The sequence below is a fragment of the Sphingobacterium sp. JUb20 genome, assembly GCF_004342035.1.
Lineage (GTDB): Bacteria > Bacteroidota > Bacteroidia > Sphingobacteriales > Sphingobacteriaceae > Sphingobacterium > Sphingobacterium anhuiense.
Window position 1 is genome coordinate 193277 of sequence record NZ_SLYV01000002.1, and the last position, 22222, is coordinate 215498.

The following is a 22222-nucleotide window of genomic DNA, read 5'->3' on the forward strand; positions in this document are numbered from 1 at the left end:
TACCTCCTTTGTAATAAAGAAGATAGGAATTGCGAATTGCTGTTAATTTTATTTTTATTTATTGCTAAAAGGTTTTATCTTTAATCTCGTTAAATCAATTATTTCTTCGCTATGATGTTGAAATACCCAATTTATGTCAATTTAACTTACCACATATGATTTTTAAAACCCTAAAATGGGGGATAGCATGGAGTTTAAGCCTATCCTTATTTTGTACGAATACTGTTTCTGCCCAGAAATTAAATGGCAAAGCTGTTGATCCTGTTGATTTGGTCAACCCGCTTATGGGAACAGATTCAAAACCTTCGCTGTCAAACGGAAATACATATCCTGCAATCGGATTACCATGGGGTATGAACATGTGGACTCCTCAGACCGGGAAAAATGGCGATGGCTGGCAATATACCTATGCCGCAGATAAAATAAGAGGATTGAAGCAGACGCATCAGCCGTCTCCATGGATGAATGACTACGGACAGTTTTCTTTAATGCCAGTAACGGGTAAAGCCGCTTTTGATCAAGAAGAAAGAGCCAGTTGGTTTTCACATAAAGCTGAAAAAGCAACTCCTTACTATTATTCCGTGTATTTAGCGGATCATGATGTAACGGCAGAATTAACACCGACAGAGCGTGCCGCTTATTTTAAATTTTCTTTTAATAAGACAGATTCAGCATTTGTTGTCCTTGATGCATTCGATAAGGGATCTGAAGTACAGATTATTCCTGAAAAGAATATGGTTATCGGTTATTCTACACGATACTCTCGTGGAAAATTGACAAATTTTAAGAATTATTTTGTCTTAATATTTGATCAACCTTTTGACAATTACTCAACTTGGGAAGGTAAGGAACGTTTTAAAGGTAAATTAAAATCCACTGCAGATCAGACCGGAGCAATTTTAGGCTTTAAAGTAAAAGATAAATCTAAACCTGTTCAAGTTCGTGTAGCTTCTTCATTTATTAGTGCAGAGCAGGCACTGCTCAATCTCAATGAATTAGGTAACCGTACTTTTGATCAAGTAAAGGCTGATGGAAGAGCGATCTGGAATGAAAAGCTAGGTCGATTAGCTGTAGAAGGTGATAATATCGATCAGATGCGTACTTTCTATTCGACCTTATACCGTACGTTATTCTTTCCAAATAAATTATATGAAATCAATGCCTCTGGAGAAAAGGTACATTACAGTCCATATAATGGAAAAATATTACCAGGATATTTATATGGTGGTACAGGTTTTTGGGATACGTTCAGAGCGCTATATCCATTCCTGAATCTCATGTATCCATCCATCAATGTTGAAATGCAAGAAGGATTGAAAAACGCATATTTAGAAGGTGGATTTCTTCCAGAGTGGAGTAGTCCGGGTTTTGCAGATATCATGGTCGGTAATAACTCTGCTTCTGTAGTGGCTGATGCCTATATTAAAGGATTGAGAGGATATGATATCAATACACTTTATGAGGCTTTGAAGCATGGGGCTAACAATGAGGGACCAATGACTGCAGTAGGCCGTAAAGGAGTTGAGTACTATAACAAATTAGGTTATGTGCCCTATGATGTAGGAATCAATGAAAACGCAGCACGTACACTGGAGTATGCGTATGATGATTTTACAATTTATCAATTAGCCAAAGCATTAAAAAAACCGAAAGCAGATATTGAACTGTACGCAAAAAGAGCACAAAATTATCGTCATCTATTTGATTCTTCAACAAACTTAATGCGCGGAAAGAATAAAGATGGCAAATTTCAGAGCCCATTCAATCCATTGAAATGGGGTGATGCATTTACCGAAGGCAATAGCTGGCATTACTCGTGGAGTGTTTTTCACGATATAGAAGGATTAATCGGTTTGATGGGGGGTAATAAACAATTTAATACGATGTTAGATAGTGTATTTACACAGCCACCAGCTTTCGATGATAGTTATTATGGGGGTACTATCCATGAAATTCGTGAAATGCAGATCGCGAATATGGGACAGTATGCGCATGGTAATCAACCCATCCAACACATGATCTACTTGTATAATTATAGTGCCCAACCTTGGAAAACACAATATTGGGTTCGTCAGGTCTTAGATCGTATGTATCAAGCTACTCCCGATGGTTATTGTGGAGACGAAGATAATGGTCAAACTTCGGCTTGGTATGTTTTCTCTTCACTTGGATTTTATCCGGTTTGTCCTGCTACCGATGAATACGTATTGGGGGCACCACTTTTCGCAAAAACAACATTAAAACTGGAAAATGGTAAAACAGTAGAGATCATCGGAAATCAAGCTAGTGCACAGAATTTCTATGTCAATGACTTAAAAGTTAATGGAAAATCCTACACTAAGAATTGGTTGAGCCACCAAGAATTAGTGAAAGGTGGAACACTCTCCTTTGATATGACTTCTAAACCAAACTACAACCGCGGAGCTACATTAGACGCAGCCCCTTATTCGATGAGTACAGAATTAAAGACAGTTTTTAAAAAATAATGACAAATGAAATTTAGTCAGATAGTTGGTTGTGTAATAGGGTTGATTGCTGGTCAATCAGCCCTTGCTCAAGATAACTGGAACCATACAGAACATGATCGTAAGGTAGCAGTTGATACGGATAGTATTACAAAGAATGGTTACACATTGATTTGGATAAATAAGGATAAAGATTTCAGCCCTGTTTTGAAAGAAAAATTGATCCATACTTTTTTTGTCAATTACCCGAAGTTGGCAAAAACGTATAACAAAAAGACAATGAAAAAAGTATCTTTTGTGATCGATCCCGATTATAAAGGAGTAGCCGCCACAGCCGGTGGAATAGTAAGGTATAGTCCTGAATGGTTTGCGAAGAACCCAGGGGATATAGATGTCGTAACCCATGAAGTGATGCATATCGTGCAAGGCTACCCCAATGGCTCTGGACCTTGGTGGATTACAGAAGGAATCGCTGATTATGTCCGTTTTGCCGATGGTATAGACAATGCTGGTGCAAATTGGAAATTACCAGAATGGAATGCAAGCCAAAAGTATACAGACTCTTATCGTGTAACCGCCCGTTTTTTCTTTTGGATAGAGAAAAAGGTAAAAAAAGGATTTGTTAAAAATCTAGATTTGGCAATGCGGAATAAAACCTTTACAGATGGATTTTGGGAAAAGCAAACCGGAAAGACACTAGATGAGTTATGGAAAAACTATAGCCAGGCTCCAAGTCTTTAAAAATCTAAACTTATGAAAAGTAAACAACTCCTATATTTAGGATTGTTCCTGTTTCCTAACCTGCTACAGGCGCAGTCCAATTTAATACAATACGTAAAACCTTTAATTGGTACAGCCCGCATGGGGCATACATTTCCAGGAGCAACAGTACCATTTGGGGCCGTACAGCTAAGTCCTGATACAGACACCATTCCATATGCTATGAATGGTAAATATAATGGTGATGTCTACAAGTATTGTGCAGGATACCAATATGATGATCCGACCATCGTTGGGTTCAGCCATACTCATTTTAGTGGCACAGGACATTCAGATCTGGGTGACATCTTAGTTATGCCCACACAGGGTAAAGTTCAGTTGAATCCAGGTACTGCCGATAGACCACAGGATGGATATCGTTCACCATATTCACACAGTAATGAGGTTGCAGAAGCAAATTATTATAAGGTACTCTTAGACAAACATCAGATTAAAGCCGAGATGACGACCACAAGTCGTGTGGGCATACATCGGTATACATTTCCAAAATCTGATGCTTCACACTTGATCTTAGATTTAACCGCCGGTATTTATAATTACGAAGCTAAAAATGTTTGGACTGTAGTCCGTGTTTTGAATGACTCGACGATCGTAGGTTACCGTCAAACTAATGGGTGGGCTCGAACAAGGACAGTTTATTTTGCGATTAAAACTTCGAAAGCATTTAAAAATTATGGAGCTAAGTATGAAGATGCAAAACAGGTTTATGCGGGTTTTTGGCGAAAATTTGATCAAAAAAATAATTTTCCAGATTTAGCCGCACATCAGATCAAAATGAATCTGGATTTTGACACGAAGGATGGTGAGGAGGTTTTGATGAAGGTAGCACTAAGTCCCGTAAGTATGAAGAATGCGCTTGCGAATATGGAACACGAAGCACCAGATTGGAACTTTGAAAATTATGTGAAAGTGGGTCAAAAATCGTGGGAGCAGGAACTGAACAAAGTACAGGTGGATATGCTGAACAAAGAAGATCTGATTAATTTCTACACCGCCATGTACCATGCCAGTCTGATGCCGACAGTGTATATGGATGTGAATGGAGAATACAAAGGTTTGGATCAAGAAGTGCATCAGGCAAAAGGATTTACCAATTACACCTCTTTTTCGTTATGGGATACTTTTAGGGCATTCCATCCATTAATGAATTTAATCAATCCTACGCGCAATGCCGATATGGTATCATCCATGATGGCACACTATGATCAAAGTGTCTTGAAAATGTTGCCTATTTGGTCGCATTATGCCAATGATAATTGGTGCATGAGTGGGTATCATTCAGTCTCGGTGGTAGTAGATGCAATTTTGAAAGGAGTTTACAAAGGAGATGCTGAAGCCGCGTTGGCTGCATGCGTTCAAACAGCAAATGCACGTAAATATGAAGGAATAGGATCCTATATCGATTTAGGATATGTACCAGATGAAATTTCTGGGACTTCAGTTTCCAATACACTGGAGTATGCTTATGATGATTGGTGTATCGCGCAACTTGCTAAAAAATTAGGTAAAGACGACATCTACAAAGATTTTATTAAAAGAGCATCAAATTGGAAAAATGTTTATGATCATTCTATCGGCTTTATGAGACCTAAAGATGCAAAAGGAATATTTAGATCTAAATTCGATGCTTTGGAGACCCATGGTCAAGGATTCATAGAGGGTAATACTTGGAATTACAGTTTATATGTACCACATCAGCCAGTGGCTATGATGGAAATGATGGGGGGACCCAAAAAATTAGAAAACTATCTGGATTCCTTGTTTACAATGGAATTACCAGATAAATATTTCGAACATACAGAAGATATCACTCGCGATGGAATTATTGGTAACTATGTACATGGTAATGAACCATCGCACCATGTCGCATATTTATATAATCAAACCGCTAGCCCTTGGAAAACACAAGCTCGTGTACGTCAGATCATCCGGAATCAATATCATAATGGACATGCAGGCTTAGGTGGAAATGATGACTGTGGGCAGATGTCTGCATGGTATCTATTTACTGCTTTGGGCTTTTATCCAGTTGCACCTGGAGATGATGCTTACTGGATAGGGAGTCCATTGGTCAAATCGGCAAAGATTAACCTAGAAAATGGGAAAACGATTACAATAGATGTGAAAAATCAATCCGAAAAAAATGTCTATGTAAAAAAAGTAAGCTTAAATGGTCAACCTTTAGCTGATTTGAAACTTTCTTATGCTGCCATTATGAATGGAGGGGCACTGCAATTTGAGATGACTAATAAGCCAGGGAAATAGATTTTCATATTGACCTATCATATAAATAAATCAAGTTTCATAAAAGCATAGATCAGATCGTTTATTGTGGACCTGTCAATGATAAAGTTTATGAATAAGAAGATGAGTAAAATTAAGATCATTCAAGCAGTAGCCATTACCAGCTTTGTGGTCTTAATTTTACTTCAATTGAGACTGATATCGAGCGTTTATAAAATTGAACAGCTTGAGTTCTTGAAAAATGAAAAGGCAGAGATCAAATTAGCATATGAGGAATCTATCATCAATGACAAGTTGTATCCAGGGGGGCAGGCAATTATTGATTCGATCTTGGTACCACAGTATGAAACATTACTAAAGCTGTATCATGAAGACCCAAAGCTTTTTCGCCGTAAATTAAAAGATCTGGGAAATGAAATTTTGGTAGAATTAAAAAAGAAAGCAGATTTTGAGATTCAGTTTCACAATATCATTCGAAACCTAAAACTGGACTTGACCGAGTATGATTATGCTTTGTATTTGGATAAGCTGGCGCTAACGTTTGACGGTAAAATCTATTACTCATTGTTTGAAGTTAATTCGACAGATCAAGATGGATTAATCGATGGAAAGTTTGAGGTCGTTCGTCCGCAAAATATTGTCTCTGCCATTACGGTTACAGTTCCCTCCAATAATTCTAGCTTAATTGCCTTTAAGTTATATGCTAGTAAGCACAATCAGGTAAAAAATATAGTTATGGCTATTGCTCCATTGCTACTTTTGTCTAGCAGTAGTATTGTCGTTATTGTTTTTTTATTTTTCATCACCATGAGGAATTGGGTAAGACAAAAAAAATTGAATGAGATTTCAGCCGATTTTTTTAATCATGTGACGCATGAATTTAAGACACCCTTAACAACCATACAGGTCTCTGTCAAAAATTTAAAAGCAGACCTGGAAGATAAAAAATGGGAAGGTGGTTACAGAAGTGTGGATGTCATCACTAGGCAGACCCAAAGATTAGATAAACTGATCAATCAAGCATTGGAGGTGTCAGCTTTTGATCCACAGGCTGCACAATTTCAAAAACATCTTTTAGTAAAAGATCTCAATGATATTATTCTTGATAGTCAAATTAAATGGAAAAAAGAAGCAACTGTAGTATTGAATTTTGAACCTCATACAGTTGATTTATATGTTTATTACGATCATTTTATGTTAACCACTTTAATCACTAATTTAGTTGAAAATGGATTGAAATACAACGTAAGTGAACACAAGAGAGTGCAAGTAAATGTTTTATATATTTCCCCAAAATCGTTAATGATTGAAATTGGCGACAATGGATTTGGAATTGATAAACAGGATCGAAGTCGCATATTTAATAAGTTCCAAAGAGGTCGGCAGATCAGATCCTCAACAGGATTAGGGTTGGGTTTATATTTTGTTTATAATATTGTTGCGGTACATAAATGGAAACTCGACCTGGAGACTTTTCAAGATCAGGGGACTATTTTTAGAATAATAATTCCAATTAGTAAATAGGATATGGAAGGAAAAATATTACTTATAGAAGATGATGCAGATCTTGGAGTAGAGGTACAATGGTATCTGGAAAGAAGTGGGTTTCATGTACAGCTAGTCGATGATGGGGATAAAGCTTTAATGTTGAGTAAAAAACAAAATTTCGATTTATTGCTAGTCGATGTTCAACTGCCATCATTTGATGGTTTTGAATTGGTGAAGCGGATAAAGGTTTTGAAACCTGAATTTCGTTTCTTGTTTTTAACAGCACGCAATGCAAAGGAAAGCTGTATTGCAGGACTCAAGCTAGGAGCAGAAGATTACGTCACCAAACCATTTGATACGGAAGAGCTCTTATGGCGCATGAACAATATTTTAGCGCGTGGCAAAGAGAAAAAGATAGAAGAACTACAAATTGCAGATGTTGTTTTGTATTGCAGTGCTATGGAAGTACGTGTTAATGGAGGGAAAACATTACGTTTGACTGCACGTGAATTTGAAGTGTGGAAATATCTATTGCAAAATTTAGATCGTGTACTGACCAGAGAAGAAATACTCAATAAACTATGGGGGGAAAGTGACTATTTTATGGGACGCAGTCTAGATGTCTTTATTTCTAGAATACGGAAAGTGCTCTTAAATTCTAATCAATTAAAAATTGAAACAATCTACAAAGTTGGCTTTATCACCCGTTTAATCAGGAATTAATAGAAAAAGAATGATGTTAACAATTGATTAACAAGTTTCTAATTTCTTAAGTTTTATCTTTAGTAAATCGAATTAGTTTTGTTTTTTTTGCCAATTTGTTTTATGCAAATTTTCTTAAATAAGACACAGTAAAAAAATGTTGATTTTCTTTTTCTAACCAATTTTTAGAAATCAATATGTCGTAACAAACCTTTTCGTTTAGTCAACTGATTATAAAATTTAATTTATGAAAAGAAAAGTAATTCCATTATTTCTAATGCTATCCTGCTGTAGTTTGTATCAAGTTAAAGCTTCATTGCTTCATGGTATTTCTATATCTCCCGTTTTGCAGGAAGAGGGCTATGTTTCAGGGACTGTTCTTAATAATTCTACTGGACGACCAATAGAGGGAGTAACAGTCGTTGTTAAAGCTACGGGAAAGTCAACAAAAACAGATGTTTCGGGTAAATATCGGATACAAGTGCCCTATGGGGAGGCGGTCATCACTTTTTCATCTATAGGTTTTCAACCTCAACAAATTGCTCTGAATGGCAGAACTTTAGTACAGGTTAGCCTTGTGGAGGACGTTAAAGCTTTAGAGGATGTGGTTGTAGTTGGGTATACAACGCAAAAGAAGCGTAATGTCGTTGGCGCAGTTTCAACGATCACAACAAAAGATTTGATTCAGAGCCCTGCAGCAAATATTAACAACATGCTTGCAGGGCGCTTGCCTGGTTTGATTGTGAATCAATATGCTGGTGGTGAACCGGGCGTTGATCGATCTGAACTTCTTATTAGAGGTAAATCAACTTATGGAAATCAATCGCCAATCATTATTGTAGATGGTATAGAACGCGATATGAGCTACTTGGCTCCTGATGAAATTGAAACCGTTTCTATTTTAAAAGATGCTTCAGCAACAGCACCTTATGGTATTCGTGGAGCCAATGGAGTAATCGTGGTGACAACCAAAAGAGGGCAGTCATCAGATAAAGCATCTGTTAATTTCAGAGCTTCTTATGGAATAAATTCAGCTGCACAATTACCAGAATTATTGGGATCAGCGGATTATGCGACACTTTATAATGAAGCTATGACCAATGATGCTAAACTGAATGGAAGTGATCCTTCGACATTAAAATTATTTAGTGCAGAAGCAATAAATAATTTTAGAAAAGCGAAGGGTGATAATAGTGATGGATTAGGTTATAATTGGGATTATTTTGATTATATATTCCGAGCAGCTCCGCAACATGAATATAATCTTTCTATTCGCGGAGGAAATGATGTTGCCAAATATTTTGTTATGGGCGGATTTATGGGACAAGATAATAATTATGATCACGTGGATCTTTCCAAATACAATGTTTCACCTAAATTTCAACGTTATAACTTCAGGTCGAATATAGATGTTAATATTACGAAGAATTTATGGGTGAAATTGAATTTAGGCGCCCGCATAACCGATCGTACTTCTCCGGGGACATCAGCGTCAAGATTAACAACTTTGGCTATGACGCAACCTCCTTACTTGCCTATTGTTAATGAACCTAATGCACAACCCTCTACAGAAAACTATTTATTGAACAACCCGTCAGGTCTGTTATTTGGAAATCAAATATACCGTTATAATGTTTTAGGTGAGTTGACTAGGTCAGGTTATCACACCGAAAAGAATACAGTATTGGAAGGAAGTTTTGCAGCTGGTTGGAATTTAGACTTTTTAACAAAAGGATTATCTGTTGATGGTGTATTTTCTTACGATGCTAAAGAACAACAATGGCTTTATCGACAGTTAGGGACATATAGTGAGGGGTATCGTGAATATCCGAGTTATGCGACCTTTCAACCTGTAGGTGGTATTGATGTATTCATGAATGGTGGTCATTATGAAGGATTATATACAAATGGTAATAAATTTACAATCGATCAGACCTTAGGTAATACTTTTACACAAAGTAGTCCCTTTAACCGTACTTTTTTACAGGCAAAGGTAAATTATAATAGATCTTTTAATGATAAACATACTGTAGCCAGTATGCTATTGTTTAATAGGTCAAGTCAATCTATCTATGATGCAGCTAATTCAAAAGCGGGTGTTGATATTCGTTATCAAGGCCTTACTGGACAGTTTACCTATAATTATTCTGAAAAATATTTAGGCGAATTTAACTTTGGTTACAATGGCTCCGAAAATTTTATAAAAGGTAAGCGGTTTGGTTTTTTTCCTGCGGGGGCTGTTGGCTGGGTTGTCAGCAAAGAAAAGTTTATGGATGGTATGAAGGACTGGTTGAGTTTCTTGAAAGTGAGAGCTTCTATGGGGTTAGTTGGGAATGATAAGATGCCTGGAGATAGTAGATTTGGCTATTTAGCTTTTTATGGTGGTGGTGATGGTTATAGTTTTGGCGATCAGAACTTCAATAATTCGTTGGGAGGAGCACGTGAAGGACGTTTGGCAAACGAAAATATTAGTTGGGAAAAATCAAGAAAAACAAATATAGGTTTAGATATGGCATTTATGAGCAATAAAGTCAACCTAAATATTGATGTATTTGAAGATTATCGTTATGATATTATAACTGAATTGCAGTCTACTGATATTAGTTTTCCTGGTGTTGTTGGCAAATCATCTCCATTGATCAACATTGGAAAAGTAAGAAACAGAGGTATTGATATCGAATTGAGTTATTCAGATATGATTGGCGATGATTTTAGATTTTTTGTTAAACCTAATTTTACATTTGCTCGCAATAAGTTGATTTACAGACAGGAAATTCCACGTGAATATTCATATAGACAGGCCACAGGAAAACGTCTTTATGAAAACTTTTTATACCAATTTGATCATTTTGTAAAGGATCAAGCAGAAGCTGATCAATTGAATTCAAGCCAGTATCAACCTTGGGGTAAAGTAGGGCCAGGTGATGTTGTCTATAAGGATTTAAATGGCGATGGGAAAATTACAGATCTAGGTGATAGAACAGTTATGGGTAACCCAAGAAGTCCAGAGATTCAATTTGGTGTCCCAATTACATTACAGTATAAAGGCATTGATTTCAGTCTATTATTTCAGGGCGCATTAAATTCTTCTATTGTATTAAAAGATGCAGCAGCATGGGATTTCCCTAATTTTGATCAAGATAAGTTTGGATCTGTAAGACCAATACACCTAGGGCGCTGGACACCAGAAACTGCAGAAACGGCAACCTATCCGGCTTTACATATGGGAAATTCAGCTAATAATAAAAATAGTGAAAGTAGTCTCTTTTTATATGATGCGAAATATTTAAGGCTCAAGAATATTGAAATAGGATACAATTTTCCGAAGCAAATGTTGAAAAGAATTGGTTTGAACCAATTAAGAATTTATGCTCAAGGGATGAACCTATTAACATGGTCTGGTCTAAAGGATCTAAGTATCGATCCTGAAATGGGTAATGCCAGTGGATATTGGTACCCGATTTCAAAGATCTATAATTTTGGATTGAATCTTAATTTTTAATAGTGAGATTATGAAAATGAATAAATTTATTTTAAGTATATCAGTAATTACAGTTATTTTCTTTTGTCTTGGTTGTAATAAATACCTCGATAAATTGCCTGATGATCAACTTCGTGAAGATGAGATTTTCACAAGATATGATAAAGTCAATCAACTGGTAACTGATATATATGCAAAAGCTAAAGGTGCTAATCAACCTATATCTTGGTTTTATCACTTTTCAAGTGCTGCCATTACTGATGAGGCTGAGGGCTCTTCTGTAGAAGGCAATATTACAAATCGATATAATACAGGCGACTGGAGTGTGAATGAATTGCCCGGTGATAATGGACAATTTTGGAATAGTTTATACGATGGTATCCGTCGTACAAACGTTGTATTGCAAGGCGTAACCAAATACAATACACCCGATGATATCCTTGAGCCTGGCTCTTTACCAATGCGAATAGGCGAAATATATTTTATGCGTGCTTATTTTCATTTGTTGTTGATTCGAATATATGGAGAAATTCCTTATGTGGACCACGTAATTACAGCAACTGAGAATATGAATTTTGAAAAACAATCTTTTCATACTGTGGTTGAAAAGATTGTTAAAGATGCCGAGGAAGCTTATAAAAGAGTGCCAGAAAAATGGGAAGGTCAAAATTTTGGACGCATTGACAAAGGAGCATGTTTGGGTTTAATCGCGCAGGCTAGATGGATGGCAGCTACTCCATTGTGGAATGGGGCCGCTGCTAAAGGATATACCGGAACTAGAAAATTTGAAAGTGAATATGCAGCTGTAAGCCCTGATCGATGGGTAAAAGCAAAGGAGGCCGCAAAAGCTGTTCTAGATTTTACAATAGCTGGAGGAAAAAGATATAGCTTGTTTCAGAAGTATAGCAAAACTGATTTTGGAGATAGCGGTGGCCAAAATACAAATAAATCGACGGTGCCAACTCGGCTTTGGCAGATGTATTACGATATGGAAGCATTTAAAAATGAGTATGTATTGTTTTTTACAAAGTATAAAGGTGAAGGCTGGTTTGGAGATGTTTATCCACCGAGTCGGGGCGGCGGGTCTCGTCAAATGCCGGTTCAAGAACAGGTTGATGAGTATGAATATATTTCGCCAGATGGTTATGGATATCCGATCTATAGTGAAAAAGCAAAATCTGACGGATATGATGACGCTAATCCATACGTTTCAGTAGCGAGAGATCCAAGATTTTATCGTGATATTATCTTCCATGGTGCTGCTTTTAGGGGGGGAGATAATAATCCCTCGCAAATGAATACTGCAGAAGGAGCGAATAGAATCGGATCTAATAATGCGACAAAAACTGGTTATTACTTGAGAAAATATTTGCAGGAAGCTTGGAATAGAAATGGTAGTGTCTCGATCAGTGCACCCCCAGTTTGGAGATTACCAGATTTTATCTATATCTATGCTGAAGCTGTAAACCAAATTGATGGTCCCACACAAGAAATTTATGATTTGATTAATCAGGTTCGCTCACGATCGTTTATGGTGCCAATGCCTTTAGCAACCCTTAGTGACAAAAATTTAATGGATGAATACATTAAAAGAGAGCGAAGAGTAGAGTTTTTTTATGAAAATAAACGCGCTTTTGATTTTCGTTTATATTTAGAACCTAGCAGTTCTGTTGAAAAAGCTAAAAAGGCTTTGTTTGAGAGTGCAGGAGCTACTGATACGGAACGCAGTATTAATTACTGGAAAAATAACAGGGCCGCATATCCTAAGTTACAAAATATGATCAATGGCATGCGCCCAATAGAAGATCCAAATGGAAAGATTGAAATTGGAACAAAGCATTATAGAATGGAAAGGTTTTTTGTTGAAAATCGTGTTTTTGATGCACCTAAGCATTACTTGTTTCCAATATTAGATCCAGAATTACAGAAATCTCCAACATTAGGACAAAATCCTGGATGGTAATAAAACAAGAATCTTTAAAAAGCGGGATTATCTATTTCCAATTCCGAATAATGAAGTACTGAAAAATGAGAAACTAATTCAAAATGTAGGTTGGTAGTGTTTGTTTGTAATCAAATCGAGGTCTTTTTAAGACCTTGATTTGTTTTATGCTCTTTAACCTAAAATTTTTGTAATTATAACAGTATCATTTATTAAGTTAATGCAGGGATACGTAAATTTAACAAAATTTAAATATTAAGATTGAAACCTTGCTTCCTGCGGTTTCAATCAAAATGAAAAATACAATAATGAATTTTAAAAAAATTTTAGGAGCATTAGTTTTATTGCTCTCTGTTCAGTTGAGCAAAGCACAGTCATCTAGTCCTGTCGATTATGTCAACCCATTGATCGGGACACAGTCTAAGTACGAATTGTCAAATGGGAATACCTATCCAGCTATTGCAATGCCATGGGGCATGAATTTCTGGACACCACAAACAGGGAGTATGGGTGATGGCTGGGTCTATACCTATACGGCCGATAAAATCAAAGGTTTTAAACAAACCCATCAGCCAAGTCCTTGGAATAATGATTATGGACAGTTTTCTATTATGCCAACAATTGGAGAACCAGTTTTTGACCAAGAAAAGCGTGCGAGCTGGTTTTCCCATAAAGCAGAAGTCGTAAAACCGTATTTCTATAGTGTATATCTTGCAGATCATGATGTGACTACAGAATTAACACCATCGGAGCGAGGGGCAATATTTCGTTTTACATTTCCAAAAACTGCAGCAGCTCAGGTGGTTATTGATGCTTTCGATAAAGGATCATACATTAAAGTAATTCCAGAAGAAAATAAGATAATCGGGTATAACACCCGGAATAGTGGTGGCGTGCCTGATAACTTTAAAAACTATTTTGTCATCGTTTTTGATCGTTCATTTGATTTTAAAGCAGCTGTAAAGAGTGGCGATATCAAAAATGATGTATTAGAAATGAAAGATAACCATGCAGGTGCTATCGTAGGATTTAAAAATTTGAAACGAGGTGAGCAGGTTATCGCTCGTGTTGCATCATCATTCATCAGTTTTGAACAAGCGGAGCTAAACCTTAAAGAAGTTAAAGGCAAAACGTTTGATGAGATAGTTACGGTAGGAAAAGCGAAATGGAATGAAGTATTGGGACGTGTTGAGGTGAAAGATCCAGATATTGATCGTTTAAAAACTTTTTATTCCTGTTTGTATCGTTCGACTTTATTTCCGCGAGATTTCTCAGAAATAGATGCAAAAGGAAAAAGGGTGCATTATAGTCCTTATAACGGACAGGTTCTACCCGGAGAAATGTTTACAGATACCGGATTTTGGGATACATTTAGAAGCTTATTTCCCTTATTGAATCTCATCTACCCTGAAATGAATGATCGTATGCAGGCTGGACTGGTAAATGCATATAAGGAAAGTGGATTTTTACCAGAATGGGCTTCCCCGGGGCATCGTGAGTCAATGATCGGTAATAATTCGGCCTCAGTGGTGGCAGATGCTTTTGCAACAGGAAGAAAAGGATATGATGCTGATCTATTATGGGACGCTGTCGTGCATGGGGCAAATAACGCTCATCCTAAAATTTCAGCAACAGGAAGGTTCGGTCATGAGTTGTATAATACATTAGGGTTTATACCAATTGATAAGAATATCAATCAAAATGTCGCCAGAACTTTGGAATATGCCTATAATGATTGGAGTATCTATCAATTTGGAAAAGCCTTAGGAAAACCAAATTCAGAAATTTCAATTTATGCAAAGCGTGCCATGAATTATAAAAATATTTATGATGCTGAGACAAAATTGATGCGGGGAAAAAAATCTGATGGTACTTTTATTACACCTTTTGATCCAAGTGCCTGGTCTAAAGAGTATACTGAAGGAAATGCGTGGCACTGGAGTTTTTGTGTCTTCCATGATCCGCAAGGTTTGATTGATTTAATGGGTAGTAAAAAGGCTTTCAATGCAATGCTTGATACCGTATTTGTGATACCAAGCTACGAGGGCATGAAGAGCAGAAGTATGATCCACGAAATGAGAGAAATGCAAATCATGAATATGGGCCAATATGCACATGGTAATCAGCCAATTCAGCACATGCCATATCTCTATAATTATGCTGCTGAGCCTTGGAAAGCACAATATTGGGTGCGCCAAATTATGGATAAGCTTTATCTGCCAACTCCCGATGGTTATTGTGGTGATGAAGATAATGGACAAACATCTGCTTGGTATGTTTTCTCAGCTTTAGGTTTCTATCCCGTAGCTCCAGCTTCGGGCGAATATGTATTGGGATCACCACAATTTCAATCCGTTAAATTAAATCTACAAAATGGGAAAACACTGAAGATCGACGCGACTAATCAAAATAAAGATAACGTATACGTCAATGAAGTAAAGGTTAATGGGAAAATGTATACCAAGAATTTCTTTCAATATAAGGAGCTAATGAAAGGGGGGGAGTTGCAATTTGATATGGCTGATAAACCGAACAAAAAAAGAGGAATTAAAGATACTGATGCACCCTACTCATTCAGTAAAATGAAATTGTAGCAATAAATCAATTTTGAATGTACTAACGAAAATTTTTAAAAGAGATCTTTAATGCCAACAATGGTTGTTATTAGGCTGTTAAACAGGGGGCGACAATTTTTTGTCTGCCCCCTGTTTGTTTTTTATAGCTAAAATATGATATATTTATCTTCAACCATTGGGGAATTTAAATAATGACGAAACGTTTTATTACTCTTTTTTTATTCTATTTTTTCATTTTAACAGTCTTTGCACAAGATTTGAGCGATAGTATAAGTCTATATCGCAAGCTTGATTATGTTATGGAAAATCAAGAACTCTATGTAAAAAAAAGAGAAGATCATATTGCTAAACTTAAACAGGAAGCCTCTTTGGTAAAAAAAGATGAACATGACTATCTAAAGAAAAATTACGAAATATTTAAAAACTATAAAAAGTTTCAATCCGACTCAGCATTGCATTATATTATGCTATGTCGACAATTAGCTTTAAAAAATTCAGATTCGTCATCAATAGCCGTAAGTCTAGATCTGGCTTGGATCTATTCTTCAATAGGTAGGTACATTGAGGCAGAACATGTATTGCAACAGTTAAATCCCACTACACTATCAAGTACATTATTACCGCAATATTATGAAACTTATAGCGCTTTTTACAGTCATTATGGCCAAAGCAATAATCATGAAAAATACTACCAGGCAAGTGAGCGTTACCGAGACTCCTTGTTAATGGTTCTTGATCCACAGTCTTCTCAGTTTAAAAGTGCAACAGCGATTAAAATCCTATTTCAAGGACAGCGAGAAGAGGCTAAGACCTTATTTAAAGCCATGTGGAAGGAAAACAAAGAAGATTTAGAACAAAGAGCACTTATTGCCTATTTCATAGGACTAATCTATAAGCAGGAAAAAAATATAATCGCACAGCGTTATTATTTTGCGCAGTCAGCAATTGCTGATATTGAAATTGCTAATCGTGACAATGCCTCTTTGCAAGATCTGGCATTGACTTATTATGAGCTACGCGACTTTGATCATGCATTTAAATTTATTGAAAAAGCGATCGATGACGCAATGGGTTGTAATGTTCGTTATCGTATAGTAGAAGGCACATCTTTTTATCCGATTATTAACGCAGCTTATCAGAAGAAAATCAATACCCAGAATAGACAGTTACAAGTGATGTTAATTGTCATTAGCTTTTTATCATTGATCTTGATTATCGGTTTGGTATTTATCTTTAGGCAGGTACAACGATTAAGGTTAACACGTGAAGAGCTTTCGATGACCAACAGCAATTTACGTAAACTGAATGAAGAGGTCAATGATAAAAACATGCAGCTCTTTGAATCAAATCACATCAAAGAAGAATATATCGCCCAATTTTTTGATCTCTGTTCCAATTATATTGATAAGATGGAAGACATCCGGAAAGCACTTCTTAAGAAAGCCAGTGCCCAACAATGGGATGCGATCAAAGATCAACTGAAATCCACACAGATGGTCGAACGGGAAGTGCAGCAGTTATATATTAATTTTGACCGCATTTTCTTAAATCTATATCCTTCATTTGTTACAGATTTCAATAAACTGCTTGCTCCAGATGAGCAAATCCTACCCAAGAAAGGTGAGTTTCTAAATACTGAGCTCCGTATTTTTGCCTTGATTCGTCTGGGCATTTCAGACAGTGTTAAGATTGCGAGTTTCTTACGTTACTCCCTTCGCACAGTATATAACTATCGGACAAAAGTCCGCAATAAAGCCGTTGGAAATCGAGATGATTTTGAAGATCAAGTCCGACAAATTGCAGTAATTGATCGCTCTTAAAGGTCAATTTAGTACTTTTTAACTCCCTGAATTTTATTTAACCGTCTTGTTTTAAGGTGTTTAAAAAATATGATCAGTACTTTTTAGATTTAGACCCTTTTATCCCGCTCAGCGTTCTAGTAGCTTTGTTTTTGTCATAGAGCTGGGGAATTCTATGGCTATTTGAGTAGTTCTCAAACTAAATTATTGAAACCATTTTATAAATGCTTATGATTTTCTTTACTAAGAAAGCAACTCTTTTTATGTGGGTAATTTATTTCTTTGCGATAGTGGGTACATCCGTCGCTCAGGATAAAATACAGATCAGTGGACGTGTACTTGATGTCCAAGATCAAAAGCCACTAGGAGGAGTTACAATTGTTCAAAAAGGAACAGTCAATGGCGTATCTTCTCAAGAAGATGGACGCTTTCAAATCTCGGTTCCATCCGGAACAACTTTGTTATTTACCTACGTTGGTTATGATGGAAAGGAAGTGGTGGTCAATTCCAGTAATCTGACAGTACAGTTAAGCTCTTCTGCCAATGTACTGGAAGATGTGGTTGTGATTGGGTACGGTAGCGTAAAACGAAAAGATGTAACCACAGCAATCTCATCGGTATCAACAAAAGATCTTGAAAAAAGACCAATTGTCAATGTCGGTCAAGCAATTCAAGGAAAAGCTGCAGGAGTTGCGGTAATACAGCCGAATGGTGCACCAGGAGGTCAGATGAACATTCGTGTACGAGGAACAACTTCTTTCAATGGGAGTAATGATCCGCTTTATGTTGTCGATGGTGTACCGGTAGATAATATCAAATTTCTGTCGCCCAATGATGTGACCGATATTCAGATTCTGAAAGATGCATCTTCTGCAGCTATTTATGGTTCAAGAGCCGCTAATGGTGTAGTTTTAATAACGACTAAAACCGGGAAAGTTGGCGAAGGAAAAATTACATTTGGTGCGCAACTTACATCCAATATTGTGAATAACACCGTCAATGTGCTAAACACCGCGCAATATCGAGATCTTCAGAATGAAATTGGAATGGTTAATTTACCTGCTGGATTGACAGATCAAACAGATTGGTTTAAGGAAACCTATAAAACAGGGGTTCAACAGAACTATCAACTAACAATTTCAGACGGTACAGAAAAATTAAGATATTATCTTTCTGGAGGATTTACAGATGATAAAGGAACATTAAAAGGTTCGTTTTTCAAACGCTATAATTTTAAAGCAAATATCGATAATCAAGTCCGTAAATGGTTAAAAGTTAATGCAAATGTCACCTATTCCGATTATAATGATAATGGTATTACTTCAGGTTTAGGTTCCAATAGAGGCGGAGTAGTTACAGCTGTGATTACAACCCCAACATATGCTCCAGTATGGGATCCAACAGCTCCAGATCGTTATTACAATAATTTCTATGGGATTAACAACATTACCAGTCCTATTGAAAACCTCGCAAGAACAAAATATAACAACAACCGCGAAAATCGGATCTTAGCATCAGGTAGTGCCTTGATCACATTTAATCCTGATCTAAATTTTAAATCTTCATTTACTTTAGATAGAAGGAATGGCGTATTGACAACCTTTCTAGATCCTTTAACAACCACATGGGGTAGAAATCAATATGGTGAAGCATCAGATATCCGTAATATGAATACGGTATTGACATGGGATAATGTTTTGACCTATAATAAACGATTTGGAAAGCACAATCTCGAAGCAATGGCCGGTTCATCATGGACCGATTCAAAGTATACAAATAGCTATATCAATGGATCACATTATGCAAATGGCCTTATACAAACTTTGAATGCAGCAAATATGATTTCTTGGAATGGTACAGGATCTGGAGCCTCTAACTGGGGCATCATGTCTTATTTCGCAAGAGCTATGTATAACTATGATGGTAAATACCTGTTAACGGCTAATATGCGTGCTGACGGATCTTCCAAATTAAATCCAGACGATCGTTGGGGTTATTTTCCTTCTTTATCAGCAGCATGGAGACTTTCATCAGAAGATTTCTTGAAAGATGTCGAATGGATCAATGACTTAAAGGTTAGAGGAGGCTGGGGACAAACGGGAAACCAGTCAGGCCTTGGCGATTATTCTTATCTCGCATTCAACGGAATAGAGCGGATCGAATGGTTTAAGGTCGGACAAGAACATGCTGTACCTAATATTACCCAATCGAATACATTAAGAGCAACGGATTTAACTTGGGAAACGACTACACAATCCAACGTAGGCGTGGATGTTGCGGCCTTTCAGAATAGGATAAGCTTGACTTTAGATTATTATCATAAGAAAACAACAAATATGTTGATGGAAGTTTCCCTTCCGACAGGTTCGGCAGCCGCAAACGTGATCAAGCGTAATGAAGGCGAAATGACCAATAAAGGGTTTGAACTAACTGTAGGTTCGAAAAATTTAATTGGAACTTTTACATGGGGAACTGATTTTAATATCTCATTTAATAAAAATCGTCTGGATAAACTCGTGTTAAATAAGCTTTATAACGATGCAATGACCAACGACAATGTGCATGATTATGCAGTTCGAAACCAACCCGGACGTGCTTTGGGAGGTTTCTTCGGTTATATCAGCGATGGAGTTAATCCAGAGACTGGTCAATTGATGTATCGTGATTTGAATGGTGATCAAAAAATATCATCTTCAGATAGAACCTATATTGGTGATCCGAACCCCAAATTTACATATGGTATGACTAATAGTTTCTCTTGGAAAAACTTTGATCTAAGCATATTTATTCAAGGAACATATGGCAATGATATCTTTAATGCAAGCCGTATGGAAACAGAGGGAATGTATGATGGTCGCAATCAATCCACAGTGGTGTTAGACCGTTGGCGTGTGCCAGGACAGATAACCCATGTACCTAAAGCAGGATTTGATATGAAAAACTCGACTTATTTTGTAGAAGATGGAAGTTATTTGAGATTGAAAAATATTTCATTTGGTTATTCAATTGCTCCAGAACGATTGAAAAGAATCGGTATTCAAAAAATACAACCATATTTATCTGCTAGTAATTTGTTGACTTGGACCAAATATTCTGGTATGGATCCTGAAGTAAACCAATATGGAAACTCTGGACGTGTACAGGGGATAGATTGGGGAACTTATCCGCAAAGTAGATCATTTGTAGTTGGGGTAAATGTCGAATTTTAATGGAATAATCATGAAAACAATAGCTATAAAATTATTTTTCAACTTGTTTATAATATCTATTTTAGCCTCTTCTTGTTCTTTGAACAGGGATCCATTGGACGGTTATTCAGATGATAGTCAAGGAAAAACCGAATCGGGAACTCAGATTGTTTTTAAGAACAAGAGTGAAGTGGACAATTTTTTAACGGGTATTTATCAACAGATGCGCGACAGACAAGAACATTGGTATGTTGATTTATTACTCATCTCCGAATCGCATGCCGACAATGCATATGCAGGTACAACCGGAGCAGAAGTATTGCCCTTTGAGAACAATTCCATTGAAGGATCCAACTCTGTTGTTGACCGGGATTGGGGTCGTTATTTAGAAGATATAGCGCGTGCTAACCGTTTAATTATTAATATCGATAGTGTAGCAGATAAATCTGTAAATGATACAGATATTAAATCATATAAAGCACAAGCTAAAATCTTTCGTGCATTAGCAATGTTTGATATGGTAAGAATTTTCGGATCTATTCCGGTTATCACGACGCAAGCTGCAGATATTACAGCTGAAAATATTGAAGAAGTATATCCGCAATATTTCCCATTTCAAAGCACAGAAGAAGAAGCATATCGTCAAATTGAAAAAGATTTAGTGGAAGCATTAGCTGATGCACCTAATGGATCAGCAACGGATAAAACAAGGTTTACAAAATCTGTCGCAAAAGCTATGTTAGCTAAAATTTATGCTGAAAAACCGATTCGAGACTATGCAAAAGTAATCCAATATGTAGATGCACTTACAGCAGATGGCTTCGAATTGAATACTAATTATGCCGATATCTATGCCATGAATGCTGGTAATACAGATTTAATACAGCGTAATACGCGTGAGTCAATTTTAGAAGCACAATTTATACCTGGAGCGGGTAATTGGGCAACTTGGATGTTTGGTCGTGATCTTTCTAATTATGAAAATAGCTTTACATGGGCCAAATGGATCACACCATCTCGAGATTTAATTCAGACCTATCAAAATGAAGGTGATAAAATAAGGATGGATCAGTCAATCGTGTATTATGTAGCCAAATGGAGTAATTACTATCCGGCATCCCATTATCCCTTTATGTTCAAATTGAGATCGTCGATGAGTAGTATGGTGAAACTAAGATACGCCGATTTATTATTACTAAAAGCCGAAGCGTTGATTATGCAAGCAAGTCCCAACTTAACTGCTGCTGCAGATATAATAGATCGTGTTAGAGAAAGAGTAAAACTTCCGAAATTAGATAATTCCATACGTGTTGCTAAAGATCGTATGTTGGATGCATTATTGAAAGAGCGACGTTTAGAATTAGCTTTTGAAGGACAGCGTTGGTTTGATTTAGTAAGGTTAGATCGAGTCGAGTCTGTAATGAATGCGGTATATGCGAAGGATTCAGGACGCAAATCTCAGGTCTATCCGTTTAATCAGTATTCATATCGCCTGCCGATTCCACAAGCAAAGATCGATCAGAATCCAAATTTAGTGCAAAATCTAGGGTACTAATT

Annotated in this window: 12 protein-coding genes; all 12 read left to right on the top strand. The window is 36.7% G+C overall.

The window, feature by feature from the left end; genetic code table 11:
* Positions 1–155: 155 nt before the first annotated feature.
* A complete protein-coding gene (locus tag EDF66_RS04130; protein WP_132769482.1) occupies positions 156–2486 on the top strand; it encodes a GH92 family glycosyl hydrolase in 2331 nt (776 codons plus the stop codon).
* Between the two features lie 6 nt (positions 2487–2492).
* A complete protein-coding gene (locus tag EDF66_RS04135) occupies positions 2493–3206 on the top strand; it encodes a basic secretory protein-like protein (RefSeq protein WP_132840830.1) in 714 nt (237 codons plus the stop codon).
* A gap of 12 nt (positions 3207–3218) precedes the next feature.
* Positions 3219–5510 (top strand): GH92 family glycosyl hydrolase, encoded by a 2292-nt coding sequence (locus tag EDF66_RS04140; RefSeq protein WP_132840832.1) that lies wholly within the window; start codon positions 3219–3221, stop codon positions 5508–5510.
* 102 nt (positions 5511–5612) lie between these two features.
* Entirely contained in the window at positions 5613–7013 is a 1401-nt protein-coding gene (locus EDF66_RS04145; protein WP_165902364.1) for a sensor histidine kinase, read from the top strand.
* A 3-nt stretch (positions 7014–7016) separates the two neighbouring features.
* Positions 7017–7700, top strand: a complete 684-nt coding sequence (locus EDF66_RS04150) for a response regulator transcription factor (RefSeq protein WP_132769474.1) — start codon at positions 7017–7019, stop codon at positions 7698–7700.
* Positions 7701–7926: 226 nt separating this feature from the next.
* The gene (locus tag EDF66_RS04155) at positions 7927–11181 is read left to right on the top strand and encodes a SusC/RagA family TonB-linked outer membrane protein (protein WP_207898455.1); all 3255 of its coding nucleotides are present in this window, start codon (positions 7927–7929) and stop codon (positions 11179–11181) included.
* A gap of 10 nt (positions 11182–11191) precedes the next feature.
* Complete coding sequence (locus EDF66_RS04160; protein ID WP_132840836.1) at positions 11192–13123, top strand: RagB/SusD family nutrient uptake outer membrane protein; 1932 nt, start codon at positions 11192–11194, stop codon at positions 13121–13123.
* 40 nt (positions 13124–13163) lie between these two features.
* Complete coding sequence (locus EDF66_RS26565; protein ID WP_410528406.1) at positions 13164–13220, top strand: hypothetical protein; 57 nt, start codon at positions 13164–13166, stop codon at positions 13218–13220.
* A gap of 190 nt (positions 13221–13410) precedes the next feature.
* Positions 13411–15696 carry a GH92 family glycosyl hydrolase gene (locus tag EDF66_RS04170; RefSeq protein WP_132840838.1) on the top strand — a complete coding sequence of 762 codons (2286 nt, stop codon included), beginning with the start codon at positions 13411–13413 and terminating at the stop codon, positions 15694–15696.
* Between the two features lie 281 nt (positions 15697–15977).
* Positions 15978–17498, top strand: coding sequence for a DUF6377 domain-containing protein (locus EDF66_RS04175; protein ID WP_243655985.1), 1521 nt, complete (start codon positions 15978–15980; stop codon positions 17496–17498).
* A gap of 242 nt (positions 17499–17740) precedes the next feature.
* Entirely contained in the window at positions 17741–20686 is a 2946-nt protein-coding gene (locus EDF66_RS04180; protein WP_243655986.1) for a SusC/RagA family TonB-linked outer membrane protein, read from the top strand.
* A gap of 10 nt (positions 20687–20696) precedes the next feature.
* The gene (locus tag EDF66_RS04185) at positions 20697–22220 is read left to right on the top strand and encodes a RagB/SusD family nutrient uptake outer membrane protein (protein WP_132840843.1); all 1524 of its coding nucleotides are present in this window, start codon (positions 20697–20699) and stop codon (positions 22218–22220) included.
* Positions 22221–22222 lie beyond the last annotated feature (2 nt).

What these genes read in the sequence shown, in the direction of transcription:
- EDF66_RS04130 (WP_132769482.1), top strand. Translation starts at nt 156, where the DNA reads ATGATTTTTAAAACCCTAAAATGGGGGATAGCATGGAGTTTAAGCCTA.
- EDF66_RS04135 (WP_132840830.1), top strand. Translation starts at nt 2,493, where the DNA reads ATGAAATTTAGTCAGATAGTTGGTTGTGTAATAGGGTTGATTGCTGGT.
- EDF66_RS04140 (WP_132840832.1), top strand. Translation starts at nt 3,219, where the DNA reads ATGAAAAGTAAACAACTCCTATATTTAGGATTGTTCCTGTTTCCTAAC.
- EDF66_RS04145 (WP_165902364.1), top strand. Translation starts at nt 5,613, where the DNA reads ATGAGTAAAATTAAGATCATTCAAGCAGTAGCCATTACCAGCTTTGTG.
- EDF66_RS04150 (WP_132769474.1), top strand. Translation starts at nt 7,017, where the DNA reads ATGGAAGGAAAAATATTACTTATAGAAGATGATGCAGATCTTGGAGTA.
- EDF66_RS04155 (WP_207898455.1), top strand. Translation starts at nt 7,927, where the DNA reads ATGAAAAGAAAAGTAATTCCATTATTTCTAATGCTATCCTGCTGTAGT.
- EDF66_RS04160 (WP_132840836.1), top strand. Translation starts at nt 11,192, where the DNA reads ATGAAAATGAATAAATTTATTTTAAGTATATCAGTAATTACAGTTATT.
- EDF66_RS04170 (WP_132840838.1), top strand. Translation starts at nt 13,411, where the DNA reads ATGAATTTTAAAAAAATTTTAGGAGCATTAGTTTTATTGCTCTCTGTT.
- EDF66_RS04175 (WP_243655985.1), top strand. Translation starts at nt 15,978, where the DNA reads ATGGAAAATCAAGAACTCTATGTAAAAAAAAGAGAAGATCATATTGCT.
- EDF66_RS04180 (WP_243655986.1), top strand. Translation starts at nt 17,741, where the DNA reads ATGTGGGTAATTTATTTCTTTGCGATAGTGGGTACATCCGTCGCTCAG.
- EDF66_RS04185 (WP_132840843.1), top strand. Translation starts at nt 20,697, where the DNA reads ATGAAAACAATAGCTATAAAATTATTTTTCAACTTGTTTATAATATCT.